The sequence below is a fragment of the Actinophytocola sp. genome (assembly GCF_035634895.1).
Classification (GTDB): Bacteria; Actinomycetota; Actinomycetes; order Mycobacteriales; family Pseudonocardiaceae; genus Actinophytocola.
The window spans coordinates 1-18,224 of the sequence record NZ_DASQCC010000070.1 but is presented as its reverse complement, the minus strand read 5'-3'; the positions used below and the strand labels follow the sequence as shown (position 1 = coordinate 18,224).

General features: G+C 72.5%; 16 protein-coding genes. 12 read left to right on the top strand and 4 right to left on the bottom strand.

The genetic code is table 11. From position 1 onward, the window contains the following. Nucleotides 1–7 precede the first annotated feature (7 nt). The gene (locus tag VET29_RS10090; protein ID WP_324918098.1) at nucleotides 8–1,093 is read left to right on the top strand and encodes a sensor histidine kinase; all 1,086 of its coding nucleotides are present in this window, start codon (nucleotides 8–10) and stop codon (nucleotides 1,091–1,093) included. Further along, nucleotides 1,090–1,773, top strand: a complete 684-nt coding sequence (locus VET29_RS10085; RefSeq protein WP_324918095.1) for a response regulator transcription factor — start codon at nucleotides 1,090–1,092, stop codon at nucleotides 1,771–1,773. Before VET29_RS10090 ends, VET29_RS10085 begins: the two co-directional genes overlap by 4 nt. On the opposite strand, the gene VET29_RS10080 is transcribed toward VET29_RS10085, so the two are convergent. Then, nucleotides 1,763–2,098 carry a hypothetical protein gene (locus tag VET29_RS10080; protein WP_324918093.1) on the bottom strand — a complete coding sequence of 112 codons (336 nt, stop codon included), beginning with the start codon at nucleotides 2,096–2,098 and terminating at the stop codon, nucleotides 1,763–1,765. The genes VET29_RS10085 and VET29_RS10080 overlap by 11 nt on opposite strands. A 217-nt stretch (nucleotides 2,099–2,315) precedes the next feature. Here VET29_RS10080 and VET29_RS10075 point away from each other — a divergent pair, with 217 nt between their 5' ends. The 10 genes from VET29_RS10075 (at nucleotide 2,316) to VET29_RS10030 (ending at nucleotide 15,230) form a co-directional block, all read left to right on the top strand. Beyond that, a complete protein-coding gene (locus VET29_RS10075) occupies nucleotides 2,316–3,509 on the top strand; it encodes an NB-ARC domain-containing protein (protein ID WP_324918089.1) in 1,194 nt (397 codons plus the stop codon). Between the two features lie 66 nt (nucleotides 3,510–3,575). After that, complete coding sequence (locus VET29_RS10070) at nucleotides 3,576–6,527, top strand: type 2 lanthipeptide synthetase LanM family protein (protein WP_324918086.1); 2,952 nt, start codon at nucleotides 3,576–3,578, stop codon at nucleotides 6,525–6,527. 36 nt (nucleotides 6,528–6,563) lie between these two features. After that, the gene (locus VET29_RS10065) at nucleotides 6,564–6,773 is read left to right on the top strand and encodes a hypothetical protein (RefSeq protein WP_324918083.1); all 210 of its coding nucleotides are present in this window, start codon (nucleotides 6,564–6,566) and stop codon (nucleotides 6,771–6,773) included. A gap of 58 nt (nucleotides 6,774–6,831) precedes the next feature. Continuing rightward, nucleotides 6,832–9,738 carry an ATP-binding protein gene (locus VET29_RS10060; RefSeq protein ID WP_324918080.1) on the top strand — a complete coding sequence of 969 codons (2,907 nt, stop codon included), beginning with the start codon at nucleotides 6,832–6,834 and terminating at the stop codon, nucleotides 9,736–9,738. A gap of 102 nt (nucleotides 9,739–9,840) precedes the next feature. Then, a complete protein-coding gene (locus VET29_RS10055) occupies nucleotides 9,841–10,488 on the top strand; it encodes a hypothetical protein (protein ID WP_324918077.1) in 648 nt (215 codons plus the stop codon). Between the two features lie 82 nt (nucleotides 10,489–10,570). Next, nucleotides 10,571–11,689 carry an XRE family transcriptional regulator gene (locus VET29_RS10050; protein WP_324918073.1) on the top strand — a complete coding sequence of 373 codons (1,119 nt, stop codon included), beginning with the start codon at nucleotides 10,571–10,573 and terminating at the stop codon, nucleotides 11,687–11,689. 178 nt (nucleotides 11,690–11,867) lie between these two features. Continuing rightward, a complete protein-coding gene (locus tag VET29_RS10045; RefSeq protein WP_324918070.1) occupies nucleotides 11,868–12,488 on the top strand; it encodes a DUF47 domain-containing protein in 621 nt (206 codons plus the stop codon). A gap of 38 nt (nucleotides 12,489–12,526) precedes the next feature. Further along, on the top strand, nucleotides 12,527–13,516 hold the full coding sequence (locus tag VET29_RS10040; protein WP_324918067.1) for an inorganic phosphate transporter: 990 nt from the start codon (nucleotides 12,527–12,529) through the stop codon (nucleotides 13,514–13,516). 167 nt (nucleotides 13,517–13,683) lie between these two features. Further along, nucleotides 13,684–14,088, top strand: a complete 405-nt coding sequence (locus VET29_RS10035; protein ID WP_324918194.1) for a YciI family protein — start codon at nucleotides 13,684–13,686, stop codon at nucleotides 14,086–14,088. Continuing rightward, the gene (locus VET29_RS10030; protein ID WP_324918064.1) at nucleotides 14,085–15,230 is read left to right on the top strand and encodes an RNA polymerase sigma factor; all 1,146 of its coding nucleotides are present in this window, start codon (nucleotides 14,085–14,087) and stop codon (nucleotides 15,228–15,230) included. The genes VET29_RS10035 and VET29_RS10030 overlap by 4 nt, the downstream gene beginning before the upstream one ends. Nucleotides 15,231–15,626: 396 nt before the next feature. Here VET29_RS10030 and VET29_RS10025 read toward each other — a convergent pair whose 3' ends face one another. The 3 genes from VET29_RS10025 to VET29_RS10015 form a co-directional block, all read right to left on the bottom strand. Next, nucleotides 15,627–15,866 carry a monodechloroaminopyrrolnitrin synthase PrnB family protein gene (locus VET29_RS10025; RefSeq protein WP_324918061.1) on the bottom strand — a complete coding sequence of 80 codons (240 nt, stop codon included), beginning with the start codon at nucleotides 15,864–15,866 and terminating at the stop codon, nucleotides 15,627–15,629. Next, nucleotides 15,818–16,621, bottom strand: a complete 804-nt coding sequence (locus VET29_RS10020) for a monodechloroaminopyrrolnitrin synthase PrnB family protein (RefSeq protein ID WP_324918058.1) — start codon at nucleotides 16,619–16,621, stop codon at nucleotides 15,818–15,820. The genes VET29_RS10025 and VET29_RS10020 overlap by 49 nt, the downstream gene beginning before the upstream one ends. 230 nt (nucleotides 16,622–16,851) lie before the next feature. Beyond that, a complete protein-coding gene (locus VET29_RS10015) occupies nucleotides 16,852–18,009 on the bottom strand; it encodes a hypothetical protein (protein WP_324918054.1) in 1,158 nt (385 codons plus the stop codon). Nucleotides 18,010–18,224: the final 215 nt, after the last annotated feature.

Genomic DNA, 18,224 nt, shown 5'->3' with positions numbered 1-18,224 from the left:
TTTCGCCATGGGCCGATTCCTCGCCGCTGCCGCCGTGCTCGTGGCCAACGCCGCGGTGTTCGTCGCCGCCGAGCACGCCAACCAGGGACCGTTCGGGCTGCTCACCCTGGTCGGCTACGCGCTGCTCGCCTGGACCGCTTACCTCACCGGTCTCACCCTGCCCGCGCGCGGGGACCTCGCGGTCGTCCTCGGCACCGCGCTGGTCGTCGGCGGGCTACAGCTCACCGTGACCCCGCACGGCATGTCGCAGCAGCTGTCCGGGTTCTTCGTGTTCACCGTGCTGCCCCTGATCGTCGGCCGCTACCTCGCCCAGCACCGCCGCCTGGTGCGCACGCTCGACGCGCACAACCGGCAGCTGCGCACCGAACGGGCGCTGCTCGCCGAGCAGGAGCAGCTGCGGGAACGGCTGCGCATCGCCCGCGACATGCACGACTCGCTCGGCCGGCGGCTCAGCCTCGTCTCCGTGCAGGCCGCCGCGCTGGAGGTCGGCGACCTGCCGCCGGCGCAGAAGAAGGCCGTCACCGCGCTCGCCGGCAGCGCCCGCGACGCGGTCACCGAGCTGTACCTGCTGATCGGATCGTTGCGGGGGGCCGCGGAGGAGACACCCGGTGCGGACCGGATCGCCGCGTTGGTCGACGAGTTCCGGACGGCGGGGGTCGACGTGACGGTGACCGGCGCGGCGAACGGACTGCCGCCGGCCGCGTCCCGGGCGGCCTACCGGGTCGTCGAGGAAGGCCTGACCAACGCCGCCAAACACGCACCGGGTCAACCCGTGGCAATACAACTGACTTCGGAAACCGGCGCGCTGGTGGTGACCGTGACGAACCCGGTCGCCGCCGGCCCCGGGGCCGCCACCGGCAGCGGGTTCGGGTTGGCCGGTCTGGCGGAGCGGGCCGGTGCCGCCAGCGGGTTCCTCGACCACCGCGTGGCCGGCGGTGAGTTCCGGCTCGTCGCGATGCTGCCGACCAGGTCACCCGACCTGCCGCCAGAGCCGCGACTCACCCGCGGCCGCGTCGCGCTCCTCAGCCTCGCCACCGCCACCCTGCTGTTCGTAATCCTGCCCGCGACCCTGGTCGTCGGGGTCGGTCGATGATCAGGATCCTGGTCGCCGACGACGAGCCCCTGATCACCGCCGGCATCCGCACCGTGCTCGAGTCCGCCGGGGACATCGAGGTCGTCGCCACCGTCACCGATGGCGGCGCCGCCGTGGCCGAGACCGTGCGCCACCGGCCCGACGTCGTGCTGCTCGACATCACCATGCCGGTCCTCGACGGCCTCGCCGCACTCGGCGAGCTCCGCAGGCAGGCCCCGGACGTCCACGCGGTCATGCTGACCTCGTTCGGCACCGAACCCAACGTGCTGCGCGCCCTCCAGGACGGCGCCGCCGGCTTCGTGCTCAAGCACTGCGCGCCCGACGAGCTGATCCGCGCCGTTCGCGCCGCCCACGACGGCGACGCCTACCTGTCCCCCGAGGTCACCCGGCTCGTGCTCGGCATGGTCACCCCGGCGGCGGGCAGACGCCACGAGGCCGCCACCCGGCTCACCGCGCTCAGCGCACGCGAGACCGAGATCGCCGGCCTGGTCGCGGAAGGCCTGTCCAACGCCGAGATCGGCCGTCGCGTGCACATGAGCGAGCCGACGATCAAGACCTACGTGAGCCGGGTGCTGACCAAGCTGGACTGCGCCAACCGCGTCGAGATCGCGCTGCTGGTCCGCGACGCCGGTCCGCCCGTCCGGCACCAGGAGCGCCGGCCCGGAGCCGCTAGCCCGTGACCGACACCTCGGTCCACTCCTCGGCCGCGCCGCCGCCGACCCGCAGCAGCACCAGGTCGCCGGTCGCCACCGTGCCGTCGGCCAGCTCACGCCGCACCCGGTCCCACACGTTGCCGGACTCCGGCCCGCAGAACACGTGCGCCACCCGGGTCAGCACCGCGAACGGCGGCGAACCCGTGCCACAGCTGGTCACCCGTACGGTTTCGAGCGTCCTCTCGACGGTTCCCACGTCGCCCACGTCCTTCGTGTTTCCGACCGCCGGCCGCGCCGGCGCCTGGTCCAACACCTTGCGCACCAACCCGATCCGGACCGCCGCGACGCGCACCAAGACCTCCGGAAGCCAGGAAGACCCGTCCCGACGAAACCGCATCGGCCGGGCGCGGGCCAGGCACTTCGACCGGCACAACCGCAGGCACAACCGCCCGCGGGGCCGCACGAAGAAGAAAGTGGGTGCCCGCCACTCATGCGCAACCAGGCGCGGTCGGCGATGGTGATCACGAGCCACCACGACGAGAGCGGCACGGCGAGAAGGGAGGTCCGTCATGGGCCCCGCCTTCGGCGTCGTCCTGCGCGGGTACCGGACCACCCTCGGCATGACCCAGGAGGAGCTCGCCGACCGATCCGGTCTGTCCGTCCGCGCGATCCGCAACCTCGAGATCGGCCGCACCGAACGCCCGCAACGCCAGTCGATCACCCTGCTGGCCACCGCGTTGCACCTCACCGAGCCCGACCACGCGAACCTGCTCGCCGCCGCCGGCCGCAACCACCCCCACCAGGGACGCTGCGAGCTGCCGCCGGACGTGCCGGGGCTCGTCGGCCGGGACGCCGACACGATCATCCACATGCTGACCACCCCCGGCCCCCGGCTGGCGCTGGTCACCGGCGGTCCCGGCGTCGGCCGGACCGCGCTGGCCACCCACGTCGCCCACCGTGTACGGGACCGGTTCCCCGACGGCCAGGTGTACGCGGACCTCGACGGGACGTCGTCGGTGGACGCCGTACTGGGCCGGGTGCTCCGCTCCCTCGGCACCACCCATCTCCCCACGACCCGCGACGAACGCGCCTCGCTACTGCGTGCCGACCTCGCCGCGCGGCGGGTGCTGGTGGTGCTCGACAACGTGGCCAGCGAGGCACAGCTGCGCCCGCTGCTCACCACCGGCGCGGCCAGCGCCGTCCTGGCCACCAGCAGACGCGAGCTCGTCGCACTGCCCGGCGCCTACCCGGTCCGCCTCGACCCGCTGACCGACGACGAGGCACGCGAGCTGGTGTTCCGGCTGGTGGGCCACCGGATCCCGGCCGCGCCGCAGGCCACCCGCGCGGTCCTCGACGCCTGCGCCGGACTGCCGCTCGCACTGCACATCGCCGGCACCTGGCTGGCCGCCCGCCCACACCGGCCGGTCGCCGACCTCGCGACCCTGCTCGCCGACCGGGACCTCGTCCTGGACCGGCTCTCCGTCGCGGACCTGTCCATGCGGGCCAGCATCGCCGCGCATGTGGCCGTCCTCCGTCCGGATGAACGCTGGCTCCTCCATCAGCTCGGGCACCTGCCCGTCCTGCGTCCGGTGGAGCTGAGCCGCCGCCTCGCCATGGTCGAGCCGGCATTACGTGACGGGCTGGACGGTCTCACCCAGGCCAACCTGCTCGCCCCCCTCACCCAGGGTTACCGAATGAATCACCTGGTCAGGCGATACGCACGGGAGGAAGGGGGGCTTCCCCGACTGCGGGCGGCAACGTAGCGCGACAAAGAATATGCGTGGTTTCCACCCATGACCACGCACGTTCCGGCTGGCACGGTCCGGTGCATGACCGACACGGGCCCCACCCAGACGCTCCCCGCGGACTGGTGGACGCCCGGGCTCGCGCTGGCGGAACGCTCCGCCGGCCACAGCGTGCCGAACGACCAGGCCCGAGACCGGTTTACCCGCTGGCAGGCCTCGTTCGGCACACGGTTCGGCGAGCGGCTCGCGGCGGACGGGCTCGACGAGTCCGTCCTGCTGGGGCTGCTCGCCGAACCCCCGTCGGCCCAGGCAGGTCGAGTCCCGCGCCCGGCCTGGGCCGACACGGTCGAACGAGCCATCCAGGCCGCGAGGCCGCGGCAGGTCGACACGAGTGACTGGCGTGCCGCGTTCGCCGTGCCGCTGCGGCCCTTCGTGACCAACGCCGTCGCCGATCTCACCGCCCACGTCGCCGGCCAGGTGGAGCCGCAGGGCGATCTGGCCGCCATCACCGGTGGGTTCGCCGACCGCCTCGCCAGGCAGCTGGTCCGGATCGCGACCAGGACCCTCGTCCACGAGCTGAACACCCGGCTCGCCGCCGGCCGCACCGCGGGCCTCACCGACTTCGCGACACAGCTGACCGAACCGGCCGCGCTCGCCGGCCTCGTCGCCACCTACCCGGTGCTGGCCCGGCTGCTCGGGCTGGCCAGCACCTTCCACACCGACGCGACCGCCGAACTGCTCACCCGGTTCGCGGCCGACCGCGCCGAGATCGTCGGCACCCTGCTCGGGGGTGCCGACCCCGGCCCGCTCACCGAGATCCGCACCGGCGCGGGCGACCCGCACCGCCACGGCCGCACGGTCGCCGTCCTGACCTTCGCCGGCGGCGCCCGGCTGGTCTACAAGCCACGCGACCTGGCCGGCCACCAACGGTTCGCGACCGCCGTCCGCATGCTCAACATCGCGGCGCACGACCTCGACCTGCGCACCGCGACCGCGCTGCCCCGCGACGGCTACGGCTGGGTCGAGTTCGTGCCCGCCCGGCCCCTGCCCGACCAGGCCGCCGCGGACCGCTTCTACCGCCGCCACGGCGCGCTCCTCGCCCTGCTGCACGCGCTGCACGCCGCGGACATGCACTTCGAGAACGTCATCGCCTGCGGCGAACACCCGGTCCCGATCGACGTCGAGACCCTTTTCCACCCCGCGCTCACCGCCCCGGAGTCCGCGCCGGACCCGGCCGCCCGCATGCTCGCCGACTCCGTGCAGCGCACCGGAATGCTGCCGGTCGTGGCCGCGAGCGAGGCAGGCGCGGCCGACGTGTCCGCACTCGGCGGCTCGACGGTCACCGACCTCGTCACCGACTGGGACCTCGACGACCACGGCGCGCTGCGCGAGGTACGGCGGCCGGTCACCCGTACCGGGTGCGGGAACCTGCCGGTGCTCGACGGCCGCGAGATCCCCGTCGCCGCGCACGAGAAGGCGTTGCTGGCCGGTTTCCGTCTCGGTTACGACGCGATCCTGCGCTACCGCGCCGAGTTCGTCGACCTGCTGGAGGAGTGCGGCGACGACGAGATGCGGGTCGCGGTCCGCAACTCGAAGGGCTACGCGCGGCTGCTCACCGAGTCCACCCGCCCGCGGCTGCTGCGCGACGGCCTCGCCCGCGACCAGGCATTGGACCTGCTGTGGACCGAGTCCAAGTTCGACCCGCCGCGCTGGCGACTGTGTCGCGACGAGCTGGCCGACCTGTGGGCCCTGGACGTGCCGCTGTTCACCACCCGTCCCGGTACTGCTGACCTGTGGAGCGCCGCCGGCCACCGCCTGCCCGGCGTCCTGGACCGGTCCGGTCTGGCCAGCGCACTGGCCAAGGTCGACGCGATGAGCGAGCTCGACTACCGCGACCAGGAGTGGGTCATCTCCGCCGCGCTGGCCACCACCCGCGACACCACCGGCGGGCACGTCGCCGCCCCGCCGCTGCCCGGCGAGCTCGCCGGCACCGCGGCACCCGCGGACCGGCTGCTCGTGGCCGCCTGCTCGGTGGCCGACCAGATCGTGGCCCGCCACCTCGCCCACGGCGAGCGGATCAACTGGCTGAGCCTGGAGCTGGTCGACGAGACCAGGTGGATGGTGCTGCCGATGGGCGCGAGCCTCGGCAACGGCTACGTCGGCGTCGCGTTGTTCCTCGCACAGGTCGCCGAGCTGACCGGGATCGCCCGGTACGCCAACCTGGCGGGCCGCGCCCTGCTGGGCCTGCCGCGCCTGTTCGACCTGATGGCGCGGCGCCCCGACCTCGTCGCGGCCGTCGGCTGTGGGGGCTTCCACGGCTTCGGCGGCATCGCCTACGGCCTCGCCCGCCTGACCACCCTGCTCGGCGACGACTCGCTGCGTGCCGCCACCCGCATGGCCGTCGACCTCGCGGCGGCGGCCGCCAAGGAACCCGGCCAACCCGGCGTGGCGAGCGGCGCCGCGGGCTGCCTCGCCGCGATGACCGCGGTACACGCCGAACTGGGCGTCCAGGCGGCCGAGGCGCTGGCCCGCGACTGCCGTGACGGTCTCACCGACCTGGTTCGCACCACGAGCCTCGCCGAGGCGCCGCAAGGCTTCCTCGACGGCGCCACCGGCATCGCATGGGCGCTGGGCAGGCCCGAGGTCGCCGGCCGTGTCCCCGCCGGCGACCTCGGCTGGTGCCGAGGCGCCGCCGGGCACGCCGCGGCCGGTGCGGACGGGGACATCGGCCGGCTCCTGGGGGGCCGGCCGGTGCTGGGAGACCTCAGCCTGTGCCACGGTGAGCTCGGTATCGCCGAGGCGCTCACCGTCGCCGGCTCCGGCGGAGACGAATCCGCCGCCGCGGCCCGCAGACGCCGGGCCGGACTCGTCCTCGACGCATTGACCAGACATGGCGCGCGCTGCGGCACCCCGGGCGGCGTCACCACCCCAGGCCTGCTCACCGGACTGGCCGGTATCGGCTATGGGCTGCTGCGCCTCGGCTTCGCCGACCGCGTGCCGTCCGTGCTCCTTCTCGAACCAACGGGAAGGCACTGACCCGAAACACCTCACCGCTAGGAGAGGGGTACACCCATGTCAGAAAACCCTTACCCGATCGAGGAAACCACTGGTGGCTACCCGGCACCGCTGCTGCGCATGCTGCCCGCCATCACCTTCGGCGTGCGTGCGGCCGCCCTCGCCGGCATGGCGGTGTCCGCCGGCGCTCTCGCGTTCGGCCTCGCCGGCGCCTTCGAGTCCGCCCAGCCCGCGGACACCACCTGCTGTGGCGTCATCGCCGAGTAACGGACACCTGGTCTCACCTGCCTGGCTCGACAGAGCCACGTCTCGATAGGGTCGGCCTGTGCGGAACCGCTCATCGATCGTGGTGGGCCGGGACCGGGAGCTGCTGACCGTCAAGGACGCGTTGACGGAAGCGGCTGCCGGGCAAGGCGGCGCGGTCTTTCTCATCGGAGAGAGCGGCATCGGCAAGTCCCGGCTCGCGACAGTGGCCGCGGACCACGCGTTCGAGACCGACATGGTCCTGATGCGTGGCCGTGGCAGCGCGATCGGCCCGATGGTCCCCTTCCGGTCACTCACCGAGGCACTGCTGTCGCTGCTGCGCGCGGGTGTGGACATCGACGTCGACGCGCTCGGCCCGTACCGGCCGGTCCTCGCCCGGCTCATCCCCGACTGGGGCACCCCCACCCCGGAACAGGACGGCAGCTCGCTCGTCATCCTGGCCGAGGCGGTGCTGCGGCTCACCCGGCTCGCCGGCACGGCCCGCGGCTGCCTCGTCTCCCTCGACGACCTGCAGGACGCCGACGCGGAAAGTCTCGCCGTCGTCGAGTACCTGATCGACAACCTCGACAGCCAGCCGACGCTGCTGCTCGGCGCCATCCGCGACGAGCCGTGTCCCGCGCTCGACCTCGCCCGGTCCGCGGCCCGCCGCGGCGCCGCCGTGCTGATCGAGCTGGAGCGGCTCGACCGCGACGGTCTGCGCGGCCTCGCCGCGGCATGCCTGTCCGGTGATGTCCCGGAACCGGCGGTCGATCTGCTGTGGGCGGGCAGCGCGGGCAACCCGTTCCTGATCGAGGAACTGCTCGGCGGCATCGTCGACGGCGGGCTGCTCGTGCCGGGCGAGGACAGCTGGCGGATGGCCGACCCGCCGCCCGCCGACGTGCCGGCCACGTTCGCGCGCACGGTGGCCCGGCGGGTGGCCGCGCTCGGCCCCGCGACCCAGCGGCTGCTTTCGGTCGCGGCCGTGGCCGGCCGGCGGTTTCCGCTCGCGGTCGTGCAGGCGGTCACCGGGCAGCCGGACCGCGAGCTCCTGTCCCACCTGCACGGCGAGCCCGGCGCGCAGCTCGTGCACCCCGACGAGCACGAGCCCGACTGGTACACCTTCCAGCACCAGCTCATCCACAAGGCGATGCTCACGCTGCTCGCGCCGGCCGAACGGGCGCGGCTGGCGGGCGAGGTCGCCGACGTGGTCGAGCGGCTGCACCCCGGGCTGCCCGGCGAGTGGTGCCACACCGCGGCGACCCTGCGGCGCGACGCCGGCACCCCGCTGCTGGCCGGCCGGCTGTTCACCGAGGCCGGCCGCCGCGCGCTGGCACAGGGCGCCGCGCACTCGGCGGTCGGGTTACTGGACACGGCGTGGGACCTGATGGCCGGCGGGGACCCGTCCGAGCGTGCCGAGGCGCTCGAACACATGGTGTACGCGCTGGCCGAGGCGGGGCTGGTCGAGCGGGCGGTCGCGTCCGTCGGCACGCTCGACCAGGTCGGCGGCCTCGACCCGACCCGGCGGGCCCGGCTGCACACCCACCTCGCGTGGGCGGCGCAGGTCGCCGGGCCAGGGCCGAACAGCCTCGAGCAGATCACCGCGGCACGGACCCTGCTCGGCCCGGGCGCGGACGACGCCGACGCCGCCCAGGCCGCCGTCGTGGAGGCGCACATCGTCCTCGACGTGCCGGGGCCGAGGCAGATCGACAAGGCGATGGAGCTGGCCCGGCGTGCCGCCGACATCGCGACCCGGTTGCCCCTGCCGGTCGTCGCGTGCCAGGCCTGGCAGCTGCTCGGCGCGCTGCACCGGACCCGGGACCCGCTGGAGGCGACCGCGTGCCTCGAACGGGCCCGCACCATCGCCGTGGCGCACGGCCTGCCGCTCTGGGAGATCCACGCGCTGGTCCGGCTCGGCAACGACGACGCCCTCCGCGACAGCCGGCTCGACCGGCTGGAACAGGCACGCACACAGGCCAGGCTCGTCGGCGCGGTCGTCGCCCAGTACCAGGCCGAGCAGAGCATCGCCCTGTACACGACCCTCGAGGGCGACTACGCCACCGCCGAGAAGCTCGTCGACCAGGTGCTCACCGAGGCCGAGCGGCTGAAGCTGAAGGGTTGTGTGCACTACGTCCTGCTCGTCCGCGCGATCCTCGCCGGGCACCGCGGGCGCCGCAAGGACATGGACGAGGCGCTCGCGACCTTCCGGCGCTGGGAGGGCGACACCCAGCCGCTGCACGTGCCCAGGATCTACGGGCTCGCACGGGCGTTCTGCGCGTTGCTCGAGGAGAACCGGGCACGCGCGATCGCCGAGCAGGCCACCGCGTTGCAGGCCGACGACGACACCCCGACCGTGTACTACCTGACCGGACGGTACGGGCTGAGCCTGCTGCTGGCCGCCCTCGACGACACCATCACCCGTGCCGAGTTCGACGCCGTCGTGTCCTCACCGGCGGCGGGGTTGCGCTGGGACCGGATGTTCGCGTTGTTCGGCCAGGCCGTGCTCGCGGGCCGGGCCGGCGACGCCGACGGGGCCGCCCGCGCGGTCGACGACGCCATGACCGCCGGCGCCCCGTACGCCATGGGCCGGCACCTCGGGCTGCGGCTGGTCGCCGAGGCCGCGCTGCCCGGCGGGTGGGGAAAGCCGATCGACTGGCTTCGAGAATCGGAGGACTTCTTCCATTCCTCGAACATCCCGGCCGTCGCGAGCGCGTGTCGTGCCCTGCTGCGCAACAGCGGCGTCCGGGTCGCGCAGCGGCGGACCGGCGTGGCGGAGATCCCCGCCGCACTGCGGTCGGCCGGGCTGACGGTGCGCGAGTACGAGGTGCTGCTGCTGCTCGCGGACCGGCTCGGCAACCGCGAGATCGCCGACCGCCTGCACCTGTCGACCCGCACGGTGGAGAAACATGTGTCGAGCCTGATCACGAAGACCGGGCTGCCGAACCGGATCGCGTTGTCGGAGTACGCCGTCACCACGGCCAAGCGCGGCTGACCGCGACACGCCGGGCCCACCTCCGCCGCCGTGACCGGATCGTGCGTGAGAATCAAGTGGCACGACGTGAAACGGGAATGACGAATCAAGTAGGGGGACCGTGTGGACCGGCTGGCGCACCTGATCGACCCGATTCCGGTTCCCACGTTCGTCGCCGTGATGTGCGAGTGGCTGCAGGACGCGCACGACGCGGCGGCCGACCTGCAGCGGATCCGGCTGAGCGGGCCACGCGGCAACTGGAACAACAGCCACAGCTTCGGCACCGACCGCTACCAGTTCCTCGTCCGTACCGCGGACTCGCTGACCGCGCGGCTGCCGGATCTCCAGGTGGACGCGGCGTTCCAGACGGTCGCGCTGAAGCTGCCGCGCGTGGGCATCTACCAGATGCAGGTCAACGGCGGACCGACCGGCTCGCTGGCCGACGCGAGCGACCTGCGCAGGGAACTGCTGGGCGCACACGACCATCCCGGCCTGTTCAGCAGGCCGGAGGTGTTGTTCGGCGCACGGGAGCGGCTCACGCTCGTCTGGACCGGGAGCGAGCAGCACGGGCTCACCGGCGCCTGGGTCGGTCAGGGCGAACTGGTCGACAGCCGCATCGACTGGTTCTGGCGGGAGAGCATGCTCGACGTGACCGGGGCGGCCGGTGTGCCACGCCAGACCGGGCCACTCGACCCGACGATCTTCGACCTGCCGGAGCCGATCTTGCCGTTGCGGCCCCGCGACGCCGACGAGGATCGCCGGTCCGGCTGAACCCCGCCCCCGAAGATCGCCACTCTCCGTGCTGGACCACCATGTCACGGACCATCACCCGTTGCCTCGAGGAGCTACCGCCGTGCACCCGGATGCCGCCGCCGTCGCGCAGGCATTCGCGCCGGCCCGGCTCACGATGGCACGTGAGCTGGCCGGCATGCGCAAGCGGGACCTCGCCGAGGCGATCGACCGGACCGCGGCCGCGGTGTCGCAGTACGAGCTGGGGCAGTCCCGGCCCAGCAGCGAGACACTGCACCGGTGCGCGGCCGCGTTGGGCGTGCCCGTGTCGTTCTTCACCACCGGTCGCCCGCACCTGCGGCTGGACACCGCGAGCGCGCACTTCCGTTCCCTGCGGTCCACGACCTCTCACCAGCGGCAACAGGCGCTCGCGCACGTCGAGCTGCTGTGGGAGCTGATCGACCAGCTGGACCGGGTGATCGAGCTGCCGCCGGTGGACCTCGGCGTGCCGCTCGGGCTGCGTCCCGCCGAGCCGGCCGAGACCGCGGGCATGGTCCGCACGGCGTGGGACGTGCCCGCCGGGCCGGTCGTGCACCTGGTCCGCCGGCTCGAGACCCGCGGGATCGTGCTGACCCAGCTTCCCGGGGTGGACGCCGAGACCATCGACGCGTTCTCCGCCGCCCTGCACGGCCGACCGATGATCGTGCTGTCGCACAAGGGAAACCCGATGCGGCAGCGGTTCTCGGTCGCCCACGAGCTCGGGCACCTGCTGCTGCATCCCGAGCCCGCGCCGGGGTCGCGGGTGCACGAGCGCGAGGCCAACACGTTCGCCGCCGAGCTGCTGATGCCGGCCGACGAGATCCGCGACCGGCTCCCCACGCCGGTCGACATCACCGCGCTGAAGGAGATCGCCGACGGGTACGGCGTGTCCGTGGCGGCGCTGGCCTACCGCGGCAAGGACCTCGGCGTGTACGGCGAGTCGACCCTGCGGCGGATCATGGCCACGCTCACCAGGCTCGGCTGGCGTACCGGGGAACCGGTCGGTTCGCGGTATCCCGGTGAGCGGCCCGAGCTGCTGACCAGGGCCGCCGAGCTGGCCGCCGCGCACGGCCTGCCGATGTACCTGCTCGCCGACCGCCTGCACCTGCCGCTCCCCCGCCTCCGCGATCTCCTCGGCCTACCCGCCCCGCGCCCACACCTGCGCCTCGTCCACGGCGGCGAGGACCCGAATCCCGGACCCTGACGGGAAGTCCGCGCCTGACCAGCGGATACGGCACGACACCCAGCCACCACCCACCTCGGCACGCACACCTTCGCCGGGCCGGCCGGGCCGTCGGGGAGGCGGACTGGTGGTACCCGATCATCCCGCGTTCACGGGCCGTTCATAATCTGGCCATGATCAGGGATGGGAGTGGCTCCACATGCGCCTGCGACTGAAGCCTCGGGACACGAAGTTCTTCGAGCTGTTCAGCGTCGCCGGCGCGAACATCGCCACGGCCACGGCCGTGCTGCGGGAGTTCGTCACCGCGCCGATCGAACAACGGCCCGAGCTCGCGCGACGGATGCACGAGGCCGAACACGCCGGCGACGACGCCACCCACGCCATCATCGAGCAGCTCGACCGCTCGTTCGTCACCCCGTTCGACCGCGAGGACATCTACCGGCTCGCGGTCCGGCTCGACGACGTCGTCGACTACATGGACGCCGCCGTCGACCTCACCGTCCTGTACAACCAGGAGGCGTTGCCGCCGAACGTCGGGCCGCTCGTCGACGTGCTCGACCGGTGCGCCACGCTCACCACCGCGGCTATGCCCCGGCTCGCGACACTGCGCAACCTGACCGACTTCTGGGTGCAGATCAACGAGCTGGAGAACGAGGCCGACCAGATCTACCGGCGCCTGCTGCAGTTCCTGTTCGACGGCAGCCACGACCCGCTGACCGTCATGAAGCTCAAGGAGATCGTCGACCAGCTCGAGTCCGCGGCGGACGCGTTCGAGCACGTCGCGGACGTCGTGCACAGCATCGCCGTGAAGGAGTCCTGATGGTCAGCTCCGCAAGCTCGACCAACGGGTCCTGACGGATGGACTGGGTCGCGCTGATCCTCGTCATCGTCCTCGCGGTGGGATTCGACTACACCAACGGTTTCCACGACGCGGCCAACGCGGTCGCGAGTGCGGTCTCGACGAAGGCCCTGTCGCTGCGTGGCGCGCTCACCCTCGCGGCGGTCATGAACCTGATCGGCGCCCTGGCCGGTACCGGCGTGGCGGTGACGGTCGCGAAGGGCATCATCGACACGCCGCACTCCGGGCACGGCATGGCGGTGGTCGGCGCCGCGCTCGTCGGCGCGATCACGTGGAACGTCACCACCTGGTACTTCGGCCTGCCGTCGTCCTCGTCGCACGCGCTGATCGGCGGCATGGTGGGCGCCGCGCTCGCGTCCGCGACGACCGTGCATTGGTTGGGCGTGCTCGAGAAGGTCGTCATCCCGATGGTGCTCTCGCCGCTGGTCGGCCTGACGCTGGGCTACCTGGTGATGATCGGGCTGATGTGGTTGTTCCACCGCTCGAACCCGAACTGGGCCAACCGCGTGCTGCGGCGGGCGCAGCTGGTGTCCGCGTCCAGCCTCGCGCTCGGCCACGGGTTGCAGGACGCACAGAAGAGCATGGGCATCATCGTGCTGGCGCTCGTGGTGACCGGGCACCAGCAGGACTTCCACGTGCCGCTGTGGGTGATCCTGTTGTGTGCGACCGCGCTGGCGGCCGGCACCTGGTCCGGCGGCCTGCGGATCATGCGCACGCTCGGCCGGCGGATCTTCCACCTGACCCCCGCCCACGGGTTCGCCGCGGAGGTCTCGGCGTCGTCGGTGCTGTACCTGACGGCGTTCGTGTTCGCGGCCCCGGTGTCGACGACCCACGTGGTCACCTCGGCGATCATGGGCGTCGGCGCGACCCAGCGCCGCAAGGCTGTTCGCTGGTCGATCGCGGGCGACATCGCGATCGGCTGGGTGCTGACGTTCCCGGGCTCGGCGTCGGTGGCCGCGTTGGCCTATACCGTGCTCAACCTGCTCTGATTGGTTCGAACGCGCACGCCGTCCGGGTGCCGAGAAAAAAGTTCGTGGCCGCTGTCGAGAACGTGACGGCGGCTCCGTCCCAGGGCTGCAAGCCGACGCTGACCGACGTCGAGGCCACCCTCCAGCCGGTGCGCCGGCGCGAGGAACCCAGCCGAAGGAGAACCACCATGAAGTACCTGCTGCTGAAGCACTACCGCGGTGCCCCGGCCCCGACCAACGACGTGCCGATGGACCGGTGGACGCCGGAGGAGGTCGACGCGCACATGCGGTTCATGCACGATTTCTCGGCCCGCCTGGAGGAGACGGGTGAGTTCGTCGACGCCCAGGCACTGGCCCCGGAAGGCACGTGGGTGCGGAGCGACGGCGAAGGACTCCCGCCGGTGACCGACGGTCCGTTCGCCGAGACCAAGGACCTCATCGCCGGCTGGTACGTCATCGACGTGGAGTCCTGGGACCGCGCGGTCGAGCTGGCCGCGGAGCTGTCGGACGCGCCCGGTGCCGGCGGGAAGCCGCTCGGCGAGTGGCTCGAGGTTCGCCCGTTCTACGGCGTGCCGGCCACGATCACCGAGTGAACGAGCCGCTGCTGCGGGAGCTCGTGCCCGCGGTGATCGGCGTCCTCGTCCGGCGGGGAGCCGACTTCGCGTCGGCCGAGGACGCCGTGCAGGAGGCGCTGATCCGGGCGCTGGAAACCTGGCCGGACGATCCGCCACGCGACCCGAAGGCATGGCTCGTCGCGGTCGCGTGGCGCAAGTTCCTCGACGCCACCCGCGCCGAGGCGTCGCGGAAGGGCCGGGAGCTCGTCGTCGAGACGGAGCCGCCCGCCGGCCCGGCGCCCGTCACGGACGACACGCTGCGGCTCTACTTCCTGTGCGCGCACCCCACCCTGCCGCCCGCGTCGGCCGTCGCGCTGACGCTGCGGGCGGTCGGCGGCCTGACCACCCGGCAGATCGCGACCGCGTACCTCGTCCCCGAGGCGACCATGGCGCAGCGGATCAGCCGGGCCAAGCGGAAGATCGCCGTGCTGGCCCTCGACCAGCCCGGCGATCTCGCGACGGTGCTGCGGGTGCTCTACCTGGTCTTCAACGAGGGATACGGCGGCGACGTCGACCTGGCGGCCGAGGCGATCCGCATCACCCGCCAGCTCGCCGCCCTGACCGACGAGCCCGAGGTCGCGGGCCTGCTCGCGCTCATGCTGCTGCACCACGCGCGTCGCCCATCGCGCACCGGCTCCGGAGGCCGCCTGATCCCGCTCACCGAGCAGGACCGCACGCGCTGGGACACCGGCCTGATCACCGAGGGCGTGGCCGTCCTGCAGGCCGCGCTGGCCCGCGACCGGCTGGGCGAGTACCAGGCACAGGCCGCGATCGCCGCCCTGCACGCGGACGCGCCGAGCGCCGCCGCGACGGACTGGACGCAGATCGTGGAGTGGTACGACGAGCTGCTGGGCCTCACCGGCAGCCCGGTGGTGCGGCTCAACCGCGCGGTGGCGGTCGGCGAGGCCGACGGTCCGCGGGCCGGCCTGGCCGCGCTGGCTGATGTCAGCCCCGACCTGCCCCGGTATGCGGCGGTGGCGGCCCACCTGCACGAACGCGTCGGTGAGCTGTCGCACGCGGCCGAGTTGTACGCCGAGGCGTCTCGCACCGCGGCCAGCATGGCGGAGCGGGACCACCTCACCCGGCAGGCTGCCCGGGTTCGGCAGCAACTACGCGGTTGAGTGCCTACGTGGGGACGCGGCAGGCCGCCCGGGTCCTACGACAGCTGCGCGGTTGAGTGCCTACGCAGGACGCCCAGGGTCCGGCAGCAACTACGCATGAGCGCCCACGCGGGACGCGGCAGGCCGTCTGGGTCTGGCAGCAACTACGCGGATGAGTGCCTATGCGGGACGCGGCAGTGGGCGGGTCTGGCAGCGGCTGCGCGGGAGCGGTTCCTCGCCAGACCCGTCGGCGGCCTCGGCCCGTGTGCGGTCGAGCTGACCGCTGGCAGGATCGTGAGTGCCTACGCGGGACGTGACAGGCCGCCGGGTGCGGGTGCGTGAAGCCCGGCGGGATCTCCTCGACGTGGTGGGTGACGAGGATCGACGCCGTCCGGCAGCGGCTGGGCGGGTAAGTGTCTACGCGGGCGCGGCGGCGGCACGCAGGGCGGTGAGCCGGAGGTAGGCGGTGCCCGGACGGTTGCGCGCCGCACGAAGGTCGACCAGGCGGGACAGGGTCGCGAGCACCACGTCGAGCGGTGGGCCGCTGGCGGTCAGGCGGGCGAGGCGGTCCGGCGGCGCGGAGGCGGCCGGCTCGGCCAGGAACGGTGTCACCAGCCGGTGGTGGTGGAACGCGTAGGCGGCAGCGTGGGCCGGCATACGGCGAGGAAACGTTCGACGTTCGGACTGGTTGCTTCGATTCTCGAAAGAAGGTCTGCGGGTATCGATCGAAGTCGTGGCTGGTCCTCGGGCGGCACGTACGGGTACTTCTCCGCGAGGATCCGCTGGTAGAAGGGATCCCGCGGGTCGCAGAGACCGAGGGCCAGGTCGATCTCTCTGCTGCACCTATCGGTGCAGCAGACCCGCGGAGTAGTCACCCGCGTTGGCGCCCCGGTACTCGGGGTCCCGCACACGACGTGCGGTTTGAAGTAGGGACGGACGTTGTAGAAGAACCGGTCGCCGTCCAGCTCCCGCGCGAGTGTCCGGCTGTGCTGGAGGACGTCGTCGAGTGCGGCACGGGCGTCGTCGAGCAGGTGAGCGGCCAGGGGGCCGTCGATCGGGACGCCCGCGACGCGGCGCAGGGCGTCCGCGGCCCGCTGGCAAGCGAGGACCCCGAGGCCGTTGTAGGCGGTGAACATGTGCTCGTCCGGGAGGTGGGTGAAGGTGTGACCCGCCGAGTTGTGCGTCGACAGGTGGGCGAACACCATCCGCGGCGCGACGCCGAGCGCGAGCCCGAGACGTCCGGCCACGGCTTGGACGTGCTCGGGGACGTCGACCTCGTGGCGGCGGCAGTCGGCCAGGTAGATGCCGACGACACCGAGCAGCTCGTAGGGGCCGTCCGCGCCGAGCCGGCCGATCAGCGCGGCGCCCTCGTCGCGGACGGCACGTCTGGCGATAACGCGCTTTCGGGACAAGGCCAAGGAGCACACAGACTCCCGCAGGAAGATCCCCGCCGCCAGCATTGCTGGTCCAGGTCCACCACCTCGTAGACGATCTCGGCCCGCGAGGCGAAGTAGGCCTCCTCCAGCTCGGTGTTCGCCTCGGTGAAGTCGGTGTCGAGCCAGCGTCTGAGATCGGTGACGGCGGACATACCGCCATGGTCGGGGCGGCCGTCGTCGCCTGACCAGGTCCACCTGGCCGTTGGCTAACTGGTCCGGTCGGTCAGCAGTTCCGCGAGCAACCGGGTTCGGAGGTCCTCTGCCGGCAGGTCGGGTACGAGCAGGACGTCCCTGAGTGCGGCGATCGTCGTTCGGAGCCGGGTCAGGTCGCGTTCGGCCGCGGTGGTCGTCGTGGTTGCTTCGGTGGTCAGCCGGCTTACTTCGGCGTTCGCAGCGCTTAGTTCGGCCTTTAGTCCGGCGTTCGCGGTGGTTACTTCGAGCCGTGCACGACTGAGTTCGATCTTTGTGGCTTCTAGTTCGATGCTCGCGTCGTTGCGTTCGGTTTTCGCGGCTTGGAGTTCGGCGCGTGCCCTGTTGAGTTCGGCGGTCACCTCTGTTTCGCGGATCTTCGCGGTGTTGAGTTCTGCGGTCGCGTCGGCGGCGGCTCGTTGTTGCTCCTCGAGCACGGCCCGGAGGTCGTCGAGTGCGGTGCGGGCGGCGTCGCGTTCGGTGCGGGTGCTGGCGAGCTTCTCCGTGGCGGCGGCTACGGCCTTCGTGGCGGCTTCCGTTCGGGCCCGTTCGTCCCGGACGGTCTGTTCCGCCCGTTCGCGTTCGGTGGTGGCGACTCCCTCGGCCCGTGCCTGGGCCCGTTCGGCCTCCGCGCGTGCCGCTGCGGCGGCTTCGGCTTCGGCGACGGCCTGGTCCCGCTCGGCGCGGTAACGGTCGGCTTCGGCGGTGGCGTCACGCATGACGTCGGCCGCGTGGTCAGTGGCCCGCTGGGCCTCGGTGGCGGCCGCTGCGGCGGCTTCCTCGGCCTGCTGGCGTAGGCCGCGTTCGCGGGCGGCGGTTTCCTCGGCCTCGGCGACACGGGCGGCGGCGGTGTTCAGCTCGGCGGCGAGGGTGTCGCGCAGGGCGTTGGCGGCGGCGAGGACGTCACCGAGCGGTTGGGCCAGTTCCGCGGCCGCGGCGGTGAACGCGCTGGTCGAGGAGGTGATGCCGGCGTCGGCGGGTGTGCCCAGAGCTTCGGTGAGGGCGTCCTGGGCCGCGGCGAGCTGCTTGCAGGTCTTGCCGCCGGGCCACGTCCGGTCCGGGCAGTAGGCGAACGGCCGTCCTCCGCGCGGTCCGGGGGCCGGCAGGGGCGCCCGGCAGTGGCTGAACCCGCAGAGCGAGTCCGTTTCGACGGCTTCCAGGACCACATCGATCATAGTTCGTCACCTTAGTATTAACCGTCATAACTCGATACCTTAGTTAGAGATATCTTAACCGCAACCTAGGTCAGCTACAGAACCGGGCTTTTGTAGCTAAGATGGTGAGCGTGACGACAGGGGAGCTGACGAGAGCGTCGGACGGGCCGTGGCCAGGCGTGGACCGGCCAGCGGAGCTGCTGGAGGAGATCGCGGAGTGGCTTGGGGGCTACGGG